Annotated in this window: 17 protein-coding genes; 8 read left to right on the forward strand and 9 right to left on the reverse strand. The window is 69.8% G+C overall.

Going from position 1 to position 18,640, the window contains the following annotated elements; all coding sequences use genetic code 11:
• Positions 1-198 precede the first annotated feature (198 nt).
• Positions 199-534, reverse strand: a complete 336-nt coding sequence (locus tag LPA41_RS34005; RefSeq protein ID WP_229075259.1) for an antibiotic biosynthesis monooxygenase — start codon at positions 532-534, stop codon at positions 199-201.
• Between the two features lie 516 nt (positions 535-1,050).
• Here LPA41_RS34005 and LPA41_RS34010 point away from each other — a divergent pair.
• Positions 1,051-2,052, forward strand: coding sequence for a TerC family protein (locus LPA41_RS34010; protein ID WP_229075261.1), 1,002 nt, complete (start codon positions 1,051-1,053; stop codon positions 2,050-2,052).
• A gap of 181 nt (positions 2,053-2,233) precedes the next feature.
• Here the strand turns inward: LPA41_RS34010 and LPA41_RS34015 are convergent, their stop codons facing one another.
• Entirely contained in the window at positions 2,234-2,935 is a 702-nt protein-coding gene (locus tag LPA41_RS34015; protein ID WP_229075262.1) for a hypothetical protein, read from the reverse strand.
• Positions 2,936-3,041: 106 nt separating this feature from the next.
• Positions 3,042-4,904 (reverse strand): translational GTPase TypA, encoded by a 1,863-nt coding sequence (typA, locus tag LPA41_RS34020; RefSeq protein WP_229075263.1) that lies wholly within the window; start codon positions 4,902-4,904, stop codon positions 3,042-3,044.
• Positions 4,905-5,052: 148 nt separating this feature from the next.
• Between typA and LPA41_RS34025 the strand changes: the two genes are divergently transcribed.
• Together LPA41_RS34025 and LPA41_RS34030 are read left to right on the forward strand one after the other, a co-directional pair.
• Positions 5,053-5,871, forward strand: coding sequence for a lytic transglycosylase domain-containing protein (locus LPA41_RS34025; RefSeq protein ID WP_229075264.1), 819 nt, complete (start codon positions 5,053-5,055; stop codon positions 5,869-5,871).
• Positions 5,872-6,056: 185 nt separating this feature from the next.
• The gene (locus LPA41_RS34030; protein WP_229075265.1) at positions 6,057-6,479 is read left to right on the forward strand and encodes an uL11 family ribosomal protein; all 423 of its coding nucleotides are present in this window, start codon (positions 6,057-6,059) and stop codon (positions 6,477-6,479) included.
• Between the two features lie 116 nt (positions 6,480-6,595).
• Here LPA41_RS34030 and LPA41_RS34035 read toward each other — a convergent pair whose 3' ends face one another.
• The 4 genes from LPA41_RS34035 to LPA41_RS34050 form a co-directional block, all read right to left on the reverse strand.
• On the reverse strand, positions 6,596-7,225 hold the full coding sequence (locus LPA41_RS34035; RefSeq protein WP_229075266.1) for an ATP-dependent Clp protease proteolytic subunit: 630 nt from the start codon (positions 7,223-7,225) through the stop codon (positions 6,596-6,598).
• A gap of 237 nt (positions 7,226-7,462) precedes the next feature.
• Complete coding sequence (locus LPA41_RS34040; RefSeq protein ID WP_229075268.1) at positions 7,463-7,855, reverse strand: roadblock/LC7 domain-containing protein; 393 nt, start codon at positions 7,853-7,855, stop codon at positions 7,463-7,465.
• Complete coding sequence (locus tag LPA41_RS34045; protein WP_229075349.1) at positions 7,852-8,193, reverse strand: hypothetical protein; 342 nt, start codon at positions 8,191-8,193, stop codon at positions 7,852-7,854. Before LPA41_RS34045 ends, LPA41_RS34040 begins: the two co-directional genes overlap by 4 nt.
• 243 nt (positions 8,194-8,436) lie before the next feature.
• On the reverse strand, positions 8,437-9,612 hold the full coding sequence (locus LPA41_RS34050) for a hypothetical protein (protein WP_229075269.1): 1,176 nt from the start codon (positions 9,610-9,612) through the stop codon (positions 8,437-8,439).
• Between the two features lie 159 nt (positions 9,613-9,771).
• Here LPA41_RS34050 and LPA41_RS34055 point away from each other — a divergent pair, with 159 nt between their 5' ends.
• Positions 9,772-10,281 carry a SigE family RNA polymerase sigma factor gene (locus LPA41_RS34055; protein WP_229075271.1) on the forward strand — a complete coding sequence of 170 codons (510 nt, stop codon included), beginning with the start codon at positions 9,772-9,774 and terminating at the stop codon, positions 10,279-10,281.
• A 16-nt stretch (positions 10,282-10,297) separates the two neighbouring features.
• Positions 10,298-10,987: a hypothetical protein gene (locus LPA41_RS34060; RefSeq protein WP_229075273.1), complete on the forward strand. Its 690-nt coding sequence runs from the start codon at positions 10,298-10,300 to the stop codon at positions 10,985-10,987.
• Positions 10,988-11,071: 84 nt separating this feature from the next.
• Here LPA41_RS34060 and LPA41_RS34065 read toward each other — a convergent pair whose 3' ends face one another.
• Together LPA41_RS34065 and LPA41_RS34070 are read right to left on the reverse strand one after the other, a co-directional pair.
• On the reverse strand, positions 11,072-11,674 hold the full coding sequence (locus tag LPA41_RS34065) for an MBL fold metallo-hydrolase (protein WP_229075274.1): 603 nt from the start codon (positions 11,672-11,674) through the stop codon (positions 11,072-11,074).
• Complete coding sequence (locus tag LPA41_RS34070; RefSeq protein WP_229075275.1) at positions 11,671-12,387, reverse strand: maleylpyruvate isomerase family mycothiol-dependent enzyme; 717 nt, start codon at positions 12,385-12,387, stop codon at positions 11,671-11,673. Before LPA41_RS34070 ends, LPA41_RS34065 begins: the two co-directional genes overlap by 4 nt.
• 187 nt (positions 12,388-12,574) lie before the next feature.
• On the opposite strand from LPA41_RS34070, the gene rsgA reads away from it, so the two are divergent.
• The 3 genes from rsgA to uvrA all read left to right on the forward strand — a co-directional run bounded on the left by rsgA (position 12,575) and on the right by uvrA (position 18,610).
• Entirely contained in the window at positions 12,575-13,594 is a 1,020-nt protein-coding gene (rsgA, locus tag LPA41_RS34075) for a ribosome small subunit-dependent GTPase A (RefSeq protein ID WP_229075277.1), read from the forward strand.
• 136 nt (positions 13,595-13,730) lie between these two features.
• A complete protein-coding gene (locus LPA41_RS34080; protein ID WP_229075279.1) occupies positions 13,731-15,533 on the forward strand; it encodes a hypothetical protein in 1,803 nt (600 codons plus the stop codon).
• Positions 15,534-15,643: 110 nt separating this feature from the next.
• Complete coding sequence (gene uvrA / locus LPA41_RS34085; protein WP_229075280.1) at positions 15,644-18,610, forward strand: excinuclease ABC subunit UvrA; 2,967 nt, start codon at positions 15,644-15,646, stop codon at positions 18,608-18,610.
• Positions 18,611-18,640 lie beyond the last annotated feature (30 nt).

Consider the following 18,640-nt stretch of genomic DNA (forward strand, 5'->3'; position numbering starts at 1 on the left):
CGGAGCAGCGCGAGCATTGAAACGGAGCAGCGCCAGCTTTCAAGCGGAGCCGCGCCAGCCGAGAAAACAGCAGCCCCGCCGAGGAGTGCGACGCCAGCCGACAAGAGCAGGCGCAGCCGAGAAAGAGCAGCCACGCCCAATCGGAGCAGGCCCCGAGCCAAGGGTGCGGCCCCAGCGAGCCCCCGGACCACCGCCAGGTCAGGCAGCGAAGAAGTCGTGGTCCGGGTCGGGGCGGTTCCCGGCCGGGGCCACGTCGGTGAAGAACTCGGCCACCGGCGGCTGCGCCAGTGCGCTGGCGATCAGGGCCCGCCACTGGGCGAACCGTTCGGTGTGGCGGAAGTTTTGTTCGTGGGCCGCGATGCTGTCCCATTCGACGAGCAGCATGAAGCGGTTGGCGGATTCGGCGCCGCGCTGGACCCGGATGGACCGGCAGCCGGGCGCTCCGGCGATGATGGGGCGGGCGAGCTGGTACGCGTTCAGGAAGTCGTCGGCACGGCCCGGCAACACGTCGATGAGCATGACTTCGAGAACCATGCCCCAAGCGTCGCATACACACCAGATGGCAGTCTTACGAGGATGCCTTGGGAACTGTACGGGTTCGCCGGGAAACTCCCTGTCGCCGGGGCTAGCCTGAGGTGAAGCGACGAACTGCGGAGGAACCTCGGGTAACGGGCGGACGGCGAGCGTGATGATCGATGAAAACGCGAGTCCCGCCACTCTCTGGTCTCCCGGTGTGCCGTTCGGGGGCGGGATGCGCAACAATGGCAGCCGTGGGAGGGGAGTATTCCCCCGCTCCGGTCTCGTCAGCACGGAACGCCTCCTCGGCGGTCCCGGGACCGGTGGTCGCGGATCGTTCCGCGGCGGAAGAGACCTCCGACAGTCGCACGTCGCTGCCCTCACTTGCGGACGAGCCTCGGTCATGAGTCCCGTTCCCCGGTTTTCGGCACGAGACCAGGCGTCTCGATCTCGGATCCGGGGTATTGCTGATTCGTCGACAAGGCTCGCCTTTGAGTGTGTGCAGCGACGACCCGTGTCTGCCGGAGGTTCTCGTTGAACGTTTCCGCCTGGGTTTGGGGCATCACCCTCGTCGCCCTGATCGCCGTCCTCGCCGTTGATCTTCTGATCATCGGGCGCAGACCGCACGAACCCAGCATGAAGGAGGCCGGCACCTGGGTCGGCTTCTATGTCGGCCTGGCGCTTCTGTTCGGCGTCGGTGTCTGGGTGACGGCGGGCGGTCAGTACGCCGGTGAGTTCTACACCGGCTGGCTCACCGAGTACTCGTTGAGTGTCGACAACCTCTTCGTCTTCGTGATCATCATGGCGCGCTTCGCCGTGCCCCGGCATCTTCAGCAGAAGGTGCTCCTGATCGGCATCGTGCTGGCGCTCGTGATGCGCGGCGCGTTCATCGCCGCCGGTGCCGCGCTGATCTCGCAGTTCTCGTGGGTCTTCTACATCTTCGGCGCGTTCCTGGTCTACACGGCGATCACGCTGGTGAAGAACGGCGAGAACGACGAGGACGACTTCAAGGAGAACCTGCTGATCCGCTGGGCGAAGCGGGCCCTGCCGATCTCGCCGTCGTTCGGCGACGGCCGGTTCAGCGTCGTCACCGAGACCGGCAAGCGGCTCTTCACGCCGATGCTGATCGTGATGATCGCGATCGGCACCACCGACCTGATCTTCGCGCTGGACTCGATCCCGGCGATCTTCGGCATCACCAAGGAGCCGTACCTCGTCTTCACCGCGAACGTGTTCGCGCTGATGGGTCTGCGCCAGCTCTTCTTCCTGCTCGGTGGTCTGCTGCAGCGCCTGGTGTACCTCAACATCGGCCTGGCCGTGGTGCTCGCGTTCATCGGTGTGAAGCTTTTCCTCGAGGCGCTGCACACCAACAGCCTGTCGTTCATCAACGGCGGCCACGGTTTCCACTGGGCCCCGGAGATCCCGATCTGGCTCTCGCTGCTGGTCATCCTGGGCACGCTGGCCATCGCCACGGTCGCCAGCCTGGTCAAATCCTCCCGGGACCGCAAGAAAGAGCTGACCAACTCCAGCCACTGACAGAGCCTTCTCGGGTACGGGCGGAGCACGGTCCCCGGGAGTGGCGCGAACGAACGACCGTGGGCCCGGGCGACATCAGTCACCCGGGCCCACGGTCGTCCGCGGCTCAGTCCGGCGGCGTTGCTCAATGAGGCGGGCGGCTCGGTCCGGCGGCGCGGCTCGGTCCGGCGGCGGCGGCGGTTCAACCTTCGGTCTGCGGCATCTGTTCGAGCTGTTCCCGCATCATCTGCTCGAACCGCGGGTTGTAGGAGCAGATCGCGGCCCGCGGCCGGCTGCTCTCGGCGATCACCTGGTCGCCGGCGACGATCCGGCACGTCACCTCGTCCGTGTCCGAGGAGATGGCTTTGAGCGTGACCCCGTACTCGATCTTCTCCAGCGTCATGCTCGTGGACCAGGGCGCCGGGATCGGGTCGTCGGCCGGCTTGCCGCCGATCGGTTTCGCCGCCGTGAGGTCGGCGTCCCACGCGATCTGCCGGACGGTGCCGCTGCGCGACTCGACCTCGAGACGCAGCCGGTGCGGGCCGGGCCCGAGCGACGGCGCCGCACCCGGCGTCAGCTCCAACCGCCCGTCAGGCCCCGCGTCGGCGGCGGGGCCAGCGTCGGGGTCAGCGGCTGCGGGGTCAGCGGCTGCGGGGTCAGCGGCGGAATCAGCGGCGGCAGGGTCAGCGGCGGAATCAGCGGCTGCGGGGTCAGCGGCGGCACCAGCGGCGGCGGCGGAATCGGAGCCGGCGGCGCGGGTGGGGCCGGCCGGATCGGGGTTGGTGGTGGCGACGTACGTCGCGGCGGCACCAGCGGCGACGAGTACGGCCGTCGCCGCCAGCAGGTAGATCCGTTTGCGGGGGCGGGCGGGCGGTGAACCCGCCGGGGAATCGAGGTCGATCACCGCGACAGGGTAAATGATCTTGCTGTTCCGGGGGTGCCCGCGCGGACCCTGGATGCGGCGACGCCCTGCCCGGCGGGGAGCCGGGCAGGGCGTCGGAGCGGACAGGTTACTGGTGCTTGCGGCGAGCCGCGGCGCGACCGCGCGCGTTCTGGTCGAGCACCACCTTGCGGATGCGGATGGCGTTCGAGGTGACCTCGACGCACTCGTCCTCGCGGCAGAACTCGAGCGACTGCTCCAGCGACAGCTTGCGCGGCGGGATCACCTTCTCGGTGTTGTCGGCGCTCGCGGCCCGCATGTTGGTGAGCTTCTTCTCCTTGGTGATGTTGACGTCCATGTCGTCCTCGCGCGAGTTCTCGCCGACGATCATGCCCTCGTACACCTCGGTGGTCGGCTCGACGAAGAGCTGACCGCGCTCCTGCAGGTTGATCATCGCGAACCCGGTGACCGCGCCGGCGCGGTCGGCGACCAGGGAGCCGTTCTGGCGGGTGCGGAGCTCGCCGAACCACGGCTCGTGACGCTCGTACAGGTGGTGCATGATGCCGGTGCCGCGGGTCTCGGTGAGGAACTCGGTGCGGAAGCCGATCAGGCCACGCGCCGGGACGAGCCACTCCATGCGGAGCCAGCCGGTGCCGTGGTTGATCAGCTCTTCCATCCGGCCCTTGCGGGTGGAGAGCAGCTGGGTGATGGCGCCCATGTACTCGTCGGGGGCGTCGATGGTGAGCCGCTCGACCGGCTCGTGCACCTTGCCGTCGACGGTCTTGGTGACCACCTGCGGCTTGCCGACGGTCAGCTCGTAGCCCTCGCGGCGCATCTGCTCGACCAGGATGGCGAGCGCCAGCTCACCACGGCCCTGGACCTCCCAGGCGTCCGGGCGGTCGGTCGGCAGGACGCGGAGCGAGACGTTGCCGATCAGCTCCTTGTCGAGGCGGTCCTTCACCATGCGGGCGGTGACCTTGGCGCCCTTGACCCGGCCGACAAGCGGCGAGGTGTTGGTGCCGATGACCATCGAGATGGCCGGCTCGTCGACGCTGATCAGCGGCAGCGGGACCGGGTTCTCGGCGTCGGCGAGGGTCTCACCGATCATGATCTCCGGGATGCCGGCGACGGCCATGATGTCGCCGGGACCGGCGCTCTCGGCGGGCTTGCGCTCCAGGCCCTCGGTGATCAGCAGCTCGGAGATGCGTACGTTGCTGATCGTGCCGTCGGTCTTGCACCAGGCCACGGTCTGGCCCTTGCGGATGGTGCCCTCGTGCACGCGGCAGAGCGCGAGACGGCCGAGGAACGGCGAGGCGTCGAGGTTGACGACGTGCGCCTGGAGCGGGGCGCCCTCGGTGAACTTCGGGGCCGGGATGGTCTCCAGGATCGTGCTGAACAGCACCTCGAGGTCGTTGCTGTCCTCGGGGACGGTGCCGTCCTTGGGCTGGGTGAGGGAGGCGATGCCGTCGCGGGCGCACGCGTAGACGATCGGGAACTCGATCTGGTGCTCGTCGGCGTCGAGGTCGAGGAAGAGCTCGTACGTCTCGTCGACGACCTCCTTGATCCGGGCGTCCGGGCGGTCCACCTTGTTGATGATCAGGATGATCGGCAGCTTGGCGGCGAGCGCCTTGCGCAGCACGAACCGGGTCTGCGGCAGCGGGCCCTCGGAGGCGTCCACGAGGAGGGCGACGCCGTCGACCATGGTGAGGCCGCGCTCGACCTCACCACCGAAGTCGGCGTGACCCGGGGTGTCGATGATGTTGATGGTGACCGGACCGCCCTCGGCGGGCTGGTAGCTGATCGCCGTGTTCTTGGCGAGAATGGTGATGCCCTTTTCCCGCTCCAGGTCCATGGAGTCCATGACGCGGTCGGCCATCTCGCCGCGCGCGTGGGACTGGCTGCCCTGGCGCAGCATGGCGTCGACCAGGGTGGTTTTGCCATGGTCGACGTGAGCGATGATGGCGACGTTGCGTAGGTCGGTGCGGGTCTGCATGGAGCTATTGTCCCCGGTTCAGGTTGCCGTTCGTGACACGGGGTCAAGTCCAGAACCTTGTGCTCTTTTGGTCGGTTTTACGGTCAGCGCCGGACGTCCGGTGACTGTTAACGTCCACCCCGACACACGTCGGGGGAGGGCTTCATCAATGAATGCCGGGCTACGGGTACGACTCGTGTGCGCCGCGTTGGCGCTGGTGGTGACGGGCGGATGCGGTCTGGCCGGCGCCGCCGAGGACGACCGGGCGGTCGCGCCGGTCGCCGCGACGCCGTCGGCGGGGGCCACGCCGGCCGAGGAGTCGCCGTCGGCGGAGGTGACCGACGAGCCCGTCATCGAGGAGACGCCGTCGCCGAAGCCGTCGAAGACCTCGAAGAAGCCGAAGCCGAGCAAGACGTCGGCCACGCCGACCGAGGACCCCTTCAACTTCGAGCTGCCGCCCTGTGCGGAGCGGGACGGCAAGGCGGTCTCCCGGGCGAAGGTGAAGTCCGCGCTGAACGCGGCCGCGACGAAGACGTACTGGCCGGGGTCGGCGCCGAAGCTGAAGGTGCCGTCGGACCTGATCCGCGCGGTGGCCTGGCACGAGAGCGGCTGGCAGTCCAACATCGTCAACTGCGACGGCGGGTACGGGCTCATGCAGGTCATGCCGGACACCGAGTCGTTCATCAACCAGCGGTTCGAGAAGTCGTACGACTCCCACGACTACCGGCAGAACGCGATCCTCGGCGCCAACTATCTGGCTTGGCTGACCAAGGCGTTCGGCGACGCGTACTTCAAGAAGAACTACAGCCTCAGCCCGTCGAAATGTAAGTCGGACACGTCGCTCTGCCTGCTCAACATGGTGATCGCCGGCTACAACATGGGCCGAGGCTCGGTGGACGAGGGGCATGCGAACGGAGAGCTGGTCAACCCGGAGTACGTTCACCTGATCCGCGCGAACATGCGCGAGTGTGACTGCGACAGGTTCTGAGCAGGGGCGGTCCCGGTGTCCCCGGGGCCGCGAGCTACACTGGTGGTAGAACCCGAGACCCCCTTTGTTCAGCCGTTTTGACCCATCGGTCGCGGCGGTAGTAGGGTCTCGGGGTTGTCGTGTGTCGTTGATGCTGGCGAGCTGCGTTGTCTCGGCCCGCAGCTCACCCTAAGGAGCCTTACCCGATGCCTCCCAAGAAGAAGACCCATGAGGTAACCCTCGCACTTGAGGCGGGTAACGCCGCGATGGTCGACCTCGGTAAGATGCTCGGTCCGACCGGCGCCAACATGCGTGCCGTCAAGGTCGAGTACGACGAGGCCACCGCGAAGAACCGCGGCGAGATCATCCCGGTCATCGTCTCGGTCTACGAGGACCGCAGCCACACGCTCGCCTACAAGACGCCGCCGACCAGCTTCCTCATCAAGAAGAGCCTCGGCATTCCGTCCGGTGCGGCGAACCCGCTGACCACGACCGTCGGCACGCTCAGCGCCGACCAGGTCAAGGAGATCGCGGAGCGCAAGCTGCCCGACCTCAACGCGAACGACCTCGACGCTGCCATCCAGATCGTCAAGGGCACTGCCCGGTCGATGGGTGTCAAGGTCGCCTGAAGCGCCTGAGAAGAGCGGGTCCCGGTGTGCCGGGGCCCGCTCTTCTGTCTTTCCCGGATGAAGGTCTTTCCCGGACGAAAGCTTCTGGACGAAGGGCTTTCCCGGACCGGAGCCGGTCAGCGGCCCTTGGGGTTGATGACCTCGCTGATCAGGCCGTACTCCAGCGCGTCGGCCGCGCTCAGGCTGCGCCCGGTGGAGAGGTCGTCCTCGACCCGGCTGCGTGGCTGCCCGGTGATCTCGGCCAGCCGGACCACCGCCTCCTCGAGCTCCCGCAGGTGCTGCCCGGCCGCCGCGGCCACCTCGTCGGCGGTGCCGGTGACGCCGGCGGCGCGGGGTTCGGCGAGTTTGAAACGCGCATGACGGTACGCCGCCCGTTTGTCCGCGGCGGCCAGCACCGCGAGGACCGCCCCGCCGGCCTCCGAGGTGACCAGGGCGTGCACCGGTGCGGTCAGCGCGTCGATCACGTCGATGACGGACAGTGCCGCGCTGAGGTCGCCGCCGGGGCTCGCCACGTGCAGCTGCACCGGCTCCGGGCCGGCCGAGTCCAGGGTCAGCAGGGCCGCCGCCACACCGGTCGCCGTCTCGGTGGTCAGCTGGCCGCGCAGCATCACGATGCGCTGGTCGAAGAGCCGTTCCTCGAGCCAGCCGGGCAGTCCCGGCCCGGCGCCGGGAAGGTGCGGCTGCCACTCGGGCTGCGGGTGCGGTGGTGGGAACCCCCACCGGCTCGGATCGTGTCGCAGGTTCACCGGCTACCTCCCGTGCTCGGCGGTTCCTGCCAGCGTAACCACCCCGGCGCCGCACGGACGGCGCGGCGGGCCCGGCAAAGACTCAGCGGCGTGGCGGGGTCCGGTGAAGACTCGGCGGCGTGGCGGGGTCCGGTAAAGACTCATGGCCGCCCCGAAGCGATTCAGGACAGCCATGGTGTCGAAGCTGATGTACAGGGGCGCCGCGGCCGCCTCGTGCGGGAGGCGGGGCGGTGCCGGTCAGACGCTGCGGATCTGCAGCAGCGTCGCCAGACGGGAGAGAAGCGGCCGCGCCTCCAGGTGCAGGCGGGCGATGTTCAGGTTGCCGTCACCGATCACCGCCAGCAGGGCCAGGTCCCCGATCGCGTAGACCGAGAGGTAGCCGTTCTGGTTGTGGATCGTGACGTCCGAGAAGCCGCCCTGGTTGAGGACGGCCCCGGTGGTCCGGCTGATGCCGTGCGCACCGGCGGCCAGGGCCGCCACGTCGTGCGGTTCCGGACCGGTTGTCTGGTCGTGCAGGACGAGGAGGCCGTCGACGCCGGCCACCACGCAGCCCAGCACACCGGGCACCTGGTACCGCAGGTGGGCTAGTTCCGCGTAGACCGGCTTGTACGTGTCGCCGGGGGCTGTCATACGTCGAGGTCCTGCTCGATCTTGCGCAGCTGGTGGCGGGCCAGACCCAGGTTGGCGCGGCTCTTGTCCAGCGAGATGTAGAGGAAGAACGACTCACCGTGCCGCTTGTTCTGCAGCAGGCGGATCAGGTGGTACTGGGTGTCGAGCGTGATGAGGATGTCCTCGATGCCGTCCTGCAGGCCGAGCATCTCGAGGGTGCGGACCTTGGCCCGGATCACGTCGGTGTTGCCGGCGGCGGCGATGTTCATGTCCATCGTCTGGCCGCCGCCGAGGATGCCCAGCGTGAGGCCGCTGGTGTAGTCCACGAGAGCGACACCGATAGCGCCCTCGATGCTCATCGCTTCCTTGAGGGCAGTCTCGATATTCACTACGGGTGCTCCGTTCCAATTACCTTCGGGGGACCGCCGACATGATCGGCGACGCCAACCTTGACACGCACAATTTGCTCAAGCACTCAACTAATACGGACTCCGGCCGAAGGATAACGATCATCGGGCGGATGCACCGACAGGGGTAGTCCAAAAGACCAGGAACGTGTCGTCTCGAAGGATGGACAAGCCCCGTTCGCCTTTCAGGCGATCTCAGAACGAACGGTGCCAAGTCATCGTGAGGTAGACACTGGTGAGCGCGGTGACCAGCGCCAGGCCACCGACCACCACGAACGGCACGGTGCGGTTGCGGCTGCGCCCGATCGCGTACGCCACCGGCAGCAGCAGCGGAAACGCCGGGATCAGCATCCGGGCCTTCGCCCAGTAGAACCAGTCACCGGTCAGCGCGATGAACACGATCACGCCGGCGTAGACCAGCAGCGGCCACGGCAGCCGCTCACCGATCGCCACCACCAGCAGCGCGACGCCCAGCAACAGCACCAGGGTGACCTCGGCCATCTCGAGCGACGTCTCCCGGTCCAGGACCATGTTCGCCATGGTGGTCAGCGTGTAGCCGCCGCCGTCGAAGCCCATCCGCCAGGTGTCGTTCTGCACATGGAAGTAGCCGTCGGCGCGGCCCAGCCGGGCGCCGACCCAGGCCATGTACCCGACCAGGCCGAGCGGGGCCAGCACGCCGGCGAGCCAGGCCCGCCACTGCCGCGGTTCGCGGACCACCGTGATCAGTGCCGCCAGTCCGACCGCGGCGATCACCGCGGCGCCGGTCGGCCGGGTCAGGCCGGCGAGCAGGCAGAGCGTGCCGGCGGTCAGCCAGTTGCGGCGGAGCAGGGCGAGCAGCGACCCGGCGGCCAGGGCGGTGAAGAGCGGCTCGCTGTAGCCCATCGAGAGCACCACGCCGTGCGGGACGACCGACCAGAGGGCGGCGAGCAGGATGCCGGTCGTCCGGTCGCGCAGGTGGGTGCCGAGGGCGTAGAGCGCGACGGCGGCGGCCAGGCCCGAGGTCCACGCGACGAGCAGCAGGGCGGTGCCGATGTGGATCGGCAGCACCAGGTCGACGGCCGCCGACAGCTGCGGGTAGAGCGGGAAGAAGGCCAGGTTGGACGGCTCCGGCAGGCCCTTGTCGGTGAACGTGACGACCTGGTCGTACCCCTTTTCGGCGACCTCCTGGTACCAGCCCGCGTCCCAGGCGAGCAGCAGCTCACGCCAGGTGGGCGTCTTCTCGTCCCGGCGGGCGTAGAAGATCAGCACGAGTACGTTGAGGATCCGCAGCGCGGCGTAGAGGCCCATCGCGGCGGCGGCGCCGGTCAGCCAGTGGGCGGTCTCCGGGCGGAGACGGCGGGCGGTCGGCGCGGCGGCCACGGCCGTGGTCACGGGCTGCTCCTCGGGACATTCGTGATCATGATGGTCGGTCGCGCACCGTACCAGCGCGGCAGGCGACCGCCCGGATCGACCCGGACGAAATTGTCGCTCCGTGCAACCTCGGTGGGACGGGAGTCGTCAAGGGGGCGTGAGAGCGAAGGAGGGGCACGTGTGAAGAGCGAGCGAGACGAGCAATTCCACCGCTTCGTGGCGACCCGGCGATCCGGGTTGGTGCGGACGGCGACTCTGCTCACGGCCGGTGACGCCCACCTGGCCGAGGATCTGGTGCAGTCCACGCTGACGAAGCTCTACGTCGCCTGGCCGGCGTTCCAGCGGGCCGACAACCCGGACGGATACGTGCGGCGGACGCTGGTGAACGCGTTGACGGACGAGCGGCGGCGGTGGTGGCGGCGGCGGGAACGCCCGATGGCCGAGGTGCCCGACCGGGCCGCGGCGGAGATTCCCTCGGGGGACATCTCGGACGGACTGCGGGCGGCGCTGGGCGAGCTGCCGCCACGGATGCGGGCGGCGCTGGTGTTCCGCTACTTCTACGACCTCGACGTCGCCGACACCGCCGACGCCCTCGGCTGTTCCGAGGGCACGGTGAAGAGCCAGACCGCCCGAGCCCTGGACCGGCTGCGTGCGGTCATCGGCGACAACCCGTCCCTGGCACTGCGCTGACTACGGAGAGATGACCATGACGAACCTGTACGACGGGCTCGAGCGGATCGCCGGTCCCGGCACCGCACCGACACCTGACCAGATCGAGGCCGACATGGCCCGCGGCCGCCGCGCCCTGCGCCGCCGCCGTTCCTTCCAGGCCGGTGGCGCCTCCGCGTTCGTGGTCGCCGCGGCGGCCGCAGCCGTCGCGTTCGCCACCACCGGGACACCGGCGAACGACACGCCGCTGGCGGCCCCGCCCGGCGTCACCGCGCCCGCGAGCATCGCCACCAAGCTCGTCGCCTACCAGGGCGAGCAGCCCGACGCCTTCGAGATCGACCGGGTGCCGGAGGGCTGGGTGCTGCAGAACTCCGACCAGGGCGGCCTGGTGCTGGCACCGGAGGGTCCCCTGGCCGACCCGTCGACCGGCCCGGATGGTGCCGCCAACAGCGACCCGCACAGCTTCGTCGGCAAGATCGCGGTGATGCTCCAGGAGGACGGCGCGCCGGCCGAACTGGGCGGCAAGAAGGTCGAGGTCGGCGGCAACTCCGGCGTACTCACCAAGATGCGCGATCAGACCGACGGCTCGACCCTGTTCCTGCGGGTCCCGGACCGGGGCCACCTGGTCATCCAGGTCTGGGACGGCCTCGGCTGGGGCGAGCAGCAGGTGCTGGAGTTCGCCGCCGGCATCCACGTCAACGAGAACGCCACGAAGAGCGTCGGCTGACCTTCCGCACCGACCGGCGCACGGGCCGGCGGAAGAGGGAGACCGGAGCAGTTGAGGTGCCCCGGTCTCCCTCGGCCCATGGTGTCACCAGCCGCGTGAGCGCCACTCGGGCAGCTGCGGGCGCTCCGCGCCGAGAGTGGAGTCCTTGCCGTGCCCGGGGTGGAACACGGTGTCGTCGCCGAACCGGCCGAACAGCTTGCGTTCGACGTCGTCGATCAGCGACGCGAAGTTCTTCCGGTTCCCCCGGGTGTTGCCCACGCCACCGGGGAACAGGCTGTCACCGGTGAAGAGATGATCCCGGTACGCCAGCACGATCGAACCCGGCGTGTGCCCGACGATGTGGATCACGTCGAGGGTGACACCACCCACCCGTACCCCATCGCCGTCGCGCAGCGTGCCGGTCACCACCGGGATCCCGTCCGCGTCGTCGGTGTGCGCCAGCGAGGCCGCACCGGTCGCCCGCACCACCTCGTCCAGCGCCACCCAGTGGTCCTGATGGCGGTGCGTGGTCACCACGCTGCGCAGGCCGCCGTCCCCGATCAGCTCCAGCAGTGTGGACGCGTCGTTCGCGGCGTCGATCAGCACCTGCTCGCCGTCGTGGGCCAGCAGGTAGGCGTTGTTGTCCATCGGGCCGACCGAGACCTTCGTCATCGTCAGGCCGCCGCCGAGATCCTGCCGGTCGCTCATTTCCACCTCGCGGGTTTCGGTAGCTCTCCGTCTCCGGAGACGGTCAGATCGGCGCCGTCCGCCCGGCCGGCCAGCCACGCGGCGAGGCTTTTCGTCGGCCCGCCGACCACCGGCGGCCCGTCGCCGCCCGTCACCGGCCCGCCGATCGTCAAGGGATGCTCCAGGCCGAGCGGGCGCAGCACCATCGGTGGCGCGTCCGCGGGCGGGGCCGTCACGATCTCGCGGAGCAGGCGCAGCGCGAACGCGTCCGACCAGTCCGCCGGGGTGTAACCCTGCGCCAGGTCGACGCGGTGCACCTCGACCTCGCGCAACCGGGCCCACGGCACCCCCGCCGCGGACTGCCGGATCGGCGGCAGCGCGACCGCCCACGCCGGCGCCGGCATCGCGGCCGCCGCGTCGGCGAACCGCTCGTGCGCGGCACGCAGGTCCTCGATCTGCTCGGCCAGCGGTCGCCGGCAGCCGGCGTCGATGCCCTCCTGCCGGGCGTCCGGCGTCGGGTACATCGCGGCCGGCTCGCCCGTGCGGGCCGCGACGAGCAGGTTGGTCAGCGCGTCGGCGTTACGCGCCAGATGGGTCAGGACATGCCCGACCGTCCACCCCGGCAGGCCGCACGGCTCGGCGATCACGCCGGCCGCCCAGCCCTCCGCGTCGCGCAGCAGCGCCTCGGTGGACTCCTCCACGTCGGTCATCAGGACCAGCGGATCCATGGTCACGAACCGACCCTATCCGAATTCGCTTTCGTCCCGGTGCCGGCGACCGTACCGTCGTTGCCAGACGCGCAGATCGACCGAATCCTGCGGAGGAGGTGAGGAACGTGCAGTTCGTCGTCGTCACGTCTTTTCACCCGGGGGCCTTCGCCTGACGAGTCAGGCAGCCCACCACGACCGTAAAGGGTTCTCCATGTCGTACGACCTGTCCCAGCTGGGCTGGGACGAGACTTTCGCATCCGCGTTCCGGCCGTTCGACCGGGCCGACGCGATCCCCGGGCGGGTCCTGCGGTCCGACCGCGGCATCTGCACCGTGCTCACCGCCACCGGCGCCACCCGGGCGAGCCTGGGTGGCGGCGTCCTGCTCGACGCCGCCCGCGACCCCGCCGGCCTGCCCTGCTCCGGCGACTGGGCGGTGCTGCGCCAGTGGCCGGACCGGCGCACCACCCTCGAACTGGTGCTGCCCCGGCGCACCACCTTGATCCGCCGCACCGCCGACAAGGACGCCTCCGGCCAGGTCCTCGCCGCCAACATGGACGTCGTCGCCGTGGTCGAGCCGATCCATCCCGAACCCGACGACGCCCGGGTCGAGCGGCTGCTCGCCCTGGCCTGGGAGTCCGGCGCCCGGCCGGTGCTGGTCCTCACCAAGTGCGACACCACCGGCGACCCGGAGGCGATGGCCCGCCAGCTCGGCGAGCTGGCCCCCGGCGTCACCGTGCTGCCGGTCAGCGTGCGCACCGGCGCCGGCGTCGACGCGGTCCGCGAGCAGATCGGGCCGGGCCGCACCATGGCGCTGCTGGGCCGGTCCGGCGCCGGCAAGTCCACCCTGGCGAACGCGCTGGCCGGCGCCGCCGTCATGCCGGTGCAGGCGATCCGGGACGCGGACGGCAAGGGCCGGCACACCACGGCGTACCGCAATCTGGTCACCCTGCCGGCCGGCGGGGCTGTGATCGACACCCCGGGCATCCGGGGCGTCGGCCTGCTGGACACCGGTGCCGGCCTGGAACGGGCGTTCGCCGACGTGACGGACCTGGCCACCCGCTGCCGTTTCGACGACTGCCGGCACGAGTCGGAGCCCGGCTGCGCCGTCCAGGCCGCGCTGTCCGCCGGTGCGCTCACCGCCCGCCGGCTGGCCAGCTGGCGCAAGCTGAGCCACGAGGTGCGGGTGGAGAGCGGCCGCCGGTCGGCCCGGCTGGCGCGGCGCGCGCACTGACCGGTGGTGGGGGCTGCTCAGCCCGTACACCATGGGGGTGGAGCCGGGGAAGCACGCAGCGTGAGCATGTCTCGGGGACGGTCGCCGTCCGGGCGGCCGTCCGGGCCGGCGGCGGGACTCTGGCAGAATTCGCCCGGTGCGTGCGCCGGAGGAGATGATCGAGGAGCCCGTGGCGACTGCGGAGGGTGACACCACCGCGAAGGCCCCGGGATGGCGGCGGATCGACCTCTGGGTGCCGCTGGGCTACCTGGCGCTCGCGATCCTGGTGACGATCCGGCTCTGGATCGACCCGAACGGCCGTGTGCTGGCCAGCAACGACGACGACCACGGCGTGTTCCTCTTCGTGCTGGCGCACGCCGAACGGGTGATCTTCGACGGTGCCGCGCCGTTCTTCACCGATCGGCTGAACGCGCCGGTCGGGGTGAACATGATGGCGAACACCTCGATCCTCGCACTGAGCCTGCCGCTCGCCCCGATCACCCACTTCTTCGGCGGTGGCGTGTCGGTCGCGCTGCTGATCACGCTGGGTCTCGCCGGCACCGCCTACGCCTGGTACTGGGTGCTCTCCCGGCACTTGGTCCGCAGCCGGGTCGCGGCGGCGATCGGCGGGGTGTTCTGCGGGTTCGCGCCGACCATGGTGTCGCACGCGAACGGGCACGTGAACTTCGTCAACCAGTACGTCGTGCCGTTCATCGTCTGGCAGGTGCTCCGCCTGCGTGAGCCCGGCCGGGCCCGCCGCGGCGGCATCGTCCTGGGCCTGCTGATCGTGCTGCAGTGCTTCATCAACGAGGAGACGCTGCTCTTCACGGCGCTCACCCTGGGGGTGTTCGTGGTCGCCTACGCCGCGATGGCCCCGCAGGTGGCGCGGGCGCTGTGGCGGCGCTTCGCGGCCGGTCTCGCGGTGGCCGCGGCGACCGCGTTCGCGCTGCTCGCGTACCCCCTCTGGTACCAGTTCTTCGCGCCCGGCAACTACCACGGCCAGCCGTTCGCGCCGACCGATTACGTCACCGACCTGGCGTCGCTGGCCGGGTTCGCCCGGCAGTCGCTGGCCGGCAACGCGGCGCTGACCCGGGAGATGAGCGTCAGCGCGACCGAGGACAACACGTTCTTCGGCCCCGCCGGCCTCGTCATGATCGTGGTGGCGACGGCGATGCTGTGGCGTTCGGTGGCGGCCCGGTCGGCGGCCGTGGCAGGTCTGGTGCTGCTGCTCATGTCGTTCGGCCCGGAGCTGCGCGTGCTCGGCCACGACACCGGGATCCCGCTGCCGTTCGGGCTGATCAGCCACGTGCCGGTGATCGACCTGGTGAGCGTCACCCGGTTCGCGATGGTTCCGGCCACGATCGCCGGCGTACTGCTCGCGCTCGCCACCGACCGGATCGGGTCATACCCGGCGAGGCGCCGCCGCTGGTTCCAGGTCGGCATGGTGCTGGCGCTGGTGCCGCTGATCCCGAAGCCGCTGCCGGTGGTCGAGGGCGACCCGCTGCCGCCGTTCCTCACCCAGGGCACCTACAAGGAGTACGTGCCGGACGACCGCACCCTGGTCACCGTGCCACTGCCGGAGGTGACCACCGGGCGGACCGGGATGCGCTGGGCGACGCTGATGAACTTCGACTACGCGACGCCGCGCGGTTACTTCATGGGCCCGGCCGACCCGCCGCACGACGACACCGGTTCCTGGCACGCGCCGGCGCGGTTCACCTCGGACCTGCTGTGGCGGGTCCGGGAGTACGGCCGGGTGCCGGTTCTGACCGACGCCGACCGGCAGAAAATCACCGCGGATCTGGTGTACTGGCGGGCGGCGGTGGTGGTGCTGGTGCCCGGCAGCCGGAACGGTACGGCCCTGCGTAGCGTGCTTGTCGACGCGCTCGGCGAGCCGCGGCTGGTCGGCGGTGTGGAGATCTGGGACGTTCGGAGTCTGCCGGTTCCCCCCAAGGAGTGACCGGGAATGTTCGCCATCTGCCAGACGCTTCACCGAGGTCGACAGAAAATGTCGTACCCCGTGGCTAGAGTGGCTGCTCGACTTCAAACACCTGTACGGAGAGGCTGGCAGTGGCCGACCGACTGACAATCCGTGGCGCTCGCGAACACAACCTTCGCGACGTCAACCTGGACCTGCCCCGAGACGCCATGATCGTCTTCACCGGGCTCTCCGGTTCCGGCAAGTCCAGCCTCGCGTTCGACACGATCTTCGCGGAGGGGCAGCGGCGTTACGTCGAGTCGCTCTCGTCGTACGCGAGGCAGTTCCTCGGTCAGATGGACAAGCCGGACGTCGACTTCATCGAGGGTCTGTCGCCGGCTGTCTCGATCGACCAGAAGTCGACGAACCGCAACCCGCGCTCCACCGTCGGCACGATCACCGAGGTCTACGACTATCTCCGGCTGCTGTTCGCGCGCACCGGCACCCCGCACTGCCCGGTCTGCGGCGAGCGGATCAGCAAGCAGTCACCGCAGCAGATCGTGGACCGGGTCCTGGCGATGGCCGAGGGCACCCGGTTCATGGTTCTGGCGCCGGTGGTCCGCGGCCGCAAGGGCGAATACGTCGACCTCTTCGCGGAGCTGCAGGCCAAGGGCTATGCCCGGGCCCGGGTCGACGGCGTGGTGCACCCGCTCACCGAGCCGCCGAAACTGAAGAAGCAGGAGAAGCACACCATCGAGGTGGTGGTCGACCGGCTCAGCGTGAAGGCGGCGAGCAAGCAGCGGCTGACCGACTCGGTGGAGGCGGCGCTCGGCCTGGCCGGCGGCATCGTCCTGCTCGACTTCGTCGACCTGCCGGAGGACGACCCGGAGCGGGAGCGGCGCTTCTCCGAGCACCTGGCCTGCCCCAACGACCACCCGCTGGCGATCGAGGACCTCGAGCCCCGGGTCTTCTCCTTCAACGCGCCCTACGGCGCCTGCCCCGAGTGCACCGGCCTCGGGACGAAGAAGGAGGTCGACCCCGAGCTGATCATCCCGGACGAGGAGGCCACCCTCCGCGACGGCGCGATCCAGCCGTGGTCCGGCGGCACCACCCAGGAGTACTTCCTGCGCCTGCTGGAGGCTCTTGCCGAGGCGGAGAGCTTCAGCGTCGACACACCGTGGCGGGCCCTGCCCAGCCGGGTGCAGAAGACGATCCTGCACGGGTCCGACGACCAGGTCCACGTCCGCTACCGCAACAAGTACGGGCGGGAGCGCTCCTACTACACCGGCTTCGAGGGCGTGGTGCAGTGGATCGAGCGGCGGCACAACGACACCGAGAGTGACTGGTCGCGCGAGAAGTACGAGGGGTACATGCGCGACGTGCCCTGCAAGGTCTGCGGCGGCGCCCGGCTCAAGCCCGAGGTGCTCGCGGTCACCGTGGCCGGCAAGAACATCGCCGAGGTCTGCAACCTCTCGGTCGGTGAGTGCGCCGAGCTGCTGGCCGGGCTGGAGCTCGACGACCGGCAGAAGATGATCGCCGAGCGGGTGCTCAAGGAGATCAACGCCCGGCTGCGGTTCCTGGTCGACGTCGGTCTCGACTACCTGTCGCTGGACCGCGGCGCCGGCACCCTCTCCGGCGGTGAGGCGCAGCGCATCCGGCTCGCCACCCAGATCGGTTCCGGCCTGGTCGGCGTCCTCTACGTGCTGGACGAGCCGTCGATCGGCCTGCACCAGCGCGACAACCACCGGCTCATCGAGACGCTGGTCCGGCTGCGCAACCTGGGCAACACGCTGATCGTGGTGGAGCACGACGAGGACACCATCCGCACCGCCGACTGGATCGTCGACATCGGCCCGGGCGCGGGGGAGCACGGCGGGCACATCGTGCACAGCGGCACGGTCGACGGGCTGCTGGCGAACGAGGAGTCACCGACCGGCGCCTACCTGTCCGGCCGCAAGAGCATCCCGGTGCCGGCGACCCGGCGCCCGCAGACGCCCGGCCGCGAGGTCGTCGTGCACGGCGCCCGCGAGCACAACCTGCGCAACCTCACGGTCCCGTTCCCGCTCGGCCAGTTCATCGCCGTGACCGGGGTCAGCGGCTCGGGCAAGTCGACGCTTGTCAACGACATCCTGCACACCGTGATGGCGAACCAGATCAACCGGGCCCGGCTGGTGCCCGGCCGGCACACCAAGGTCACCGGCCTGGAGAACGTCGACAAGGTGGTCGGCGTCGACCAGTCACCCATCGGGCGGACGCCGCGGTCCAACCCGGCCACCTACACCGGTGTCTTCGACCACGTGCGGAAACTCTTCGCGGAGACCGCCGAGGCGAAGGTGCGCGGCTACGGCCCGGGCCGGTTCTCCTTCAACGTGAAGGGCGGCCGCTGCGAGAACTGCTCCGGCGACGGCACCATCAAGATCGAGATGAACTTCCTGCCGGACGTCTACGTCCCGTGCGAGGTGTGCAAGGGCGCCCGGTACAACCGGGAGACCCTGGAGGTGCACTACAAGGGCAAGACCATCTCCGAGGTGCTGGAGATGCCGATCGAGGAGGCCGCGGAGTTCTTCTCTGCCCTCCCGGCGATCCACCGGCACCTGCGCACCCTGGTCGACGTCGGCCTGGGCTACGTGCGGCTGGGCCAGCCGGCGACCACTCTCTCCGGTGGTGAGGCGCAGCGCGTCAAGCTCGCCTCCGAGCTGCAGAAGCGGTCCACCGGCCGGACCGTCTACGTGCTCGACGAGCCGACCACCGGTCTGCACTTCGAGGACATCCGCAAGCTGCTGATCGTGCTCAACGGCCTGGTCGACAAGGGCAACACGGTGATCACGATCGAGCACAACCTGGATGTCATCAAGACCGCCGACTGGCTGATCGACATGGGCCCGGAGGGCGGGCACAAGGGTGGTCTGGTGCTGGCCACCGGCACCCCGGAGGAGCTGGCCGAGGTGGCGGAGAGCCACACCGGGCAGTTCCTGCGGCCGATGCTGGGCCTCACCGGCAAGCCGGCCGGCGCGCCGGCCGCGCTGGGGCGGGCCGGCAAGGCCAACGGCGCTCCGGCGGCGGGCAAGACCGCCGCGAAGACCCGGGCCGTCCGGGCCAAGGCCAAGGCCGCGGTCTGACCCGATTCAGCAGAGTCTCAGGTGACTCAT

This window comes from Actinoplanes sp. DH11 (assembly GCF_020873875.1).
GTDB lineage: Bacteria > Actinomycetota > Actinomycetes > Mycobacteriales > Micromonosporaceae > Actinoplanes.

What these genes read in the sequence shown, in the direction of transcription:
- LPA41_RS34005 (WP_229075259.1), bottom strand. Translation starts at nt 534, where the DNA reads ATGGTTCTCGAAGTCATGCTCATCGACGTGTTGCCGGGCCGTGCCGAC.
- typA (WP_229075263.1), bottom strand. Translation starts at nt 4,904, where the DNA reads ATGCAGACCCGCACCGACCTACGCAACGTCGCCATCATCGCTCACGTC.
- LPA41_RS34025 (WP_229075264.1), top strand. Translation starts at nt 5,053, where the DNA reads ATGAATGCCGGGCTACGGGTACGACTCGTGTGCGCCGCGTTGGCGCTG.
- LPA41_RS34030 (WP_229075265.1), top strand. Translation starts at nt 6,057, where the DNA reads ATGCCTCCCAAGAAGAAGACCCATGAGGTAACCCTCGCACTTGAGGCG.
- LPA41_RS34040 (WP_229075268.1), bottom strand. Translation starts at nt 7,855, where the DNA reads ATGACAGCCCCCGGCGACACGTACAAGCCGGTCTACGCGGAACTAGCC.
- LPA41_RS34045 (WP_229075349.1), bottom strand. Translation starts at nt 8,193, where the DNA reads ATGAGCATCGAGGGCGCTATCGGTGTCGCTCTCGTGGACTACACCAGC.
- LPA41_RS34060 (WP_229075273.1), top strand. Translation starts at nt 10,298, where the DNA reads ATGACGAACCTGTACGACGGGCTCGAGCGGATCGCCGGTCCCGGCACC.
- LPA41_RS34065 (WP_229075274.1), bottom strand. Translation starts at nt 11,674, where the DNA reads ATGAGCGACCGGCAGGATCTCGGCGGCGGCCTGACGATGACGAAGGTC.
- rsgA (WP_229075277.1), top strand. Translation starts at nt 12,575, where the DNA reads ATGTCGTACGACCTGTCCCAGCTGGGCTGGGACGAGACTTTCGCATCC.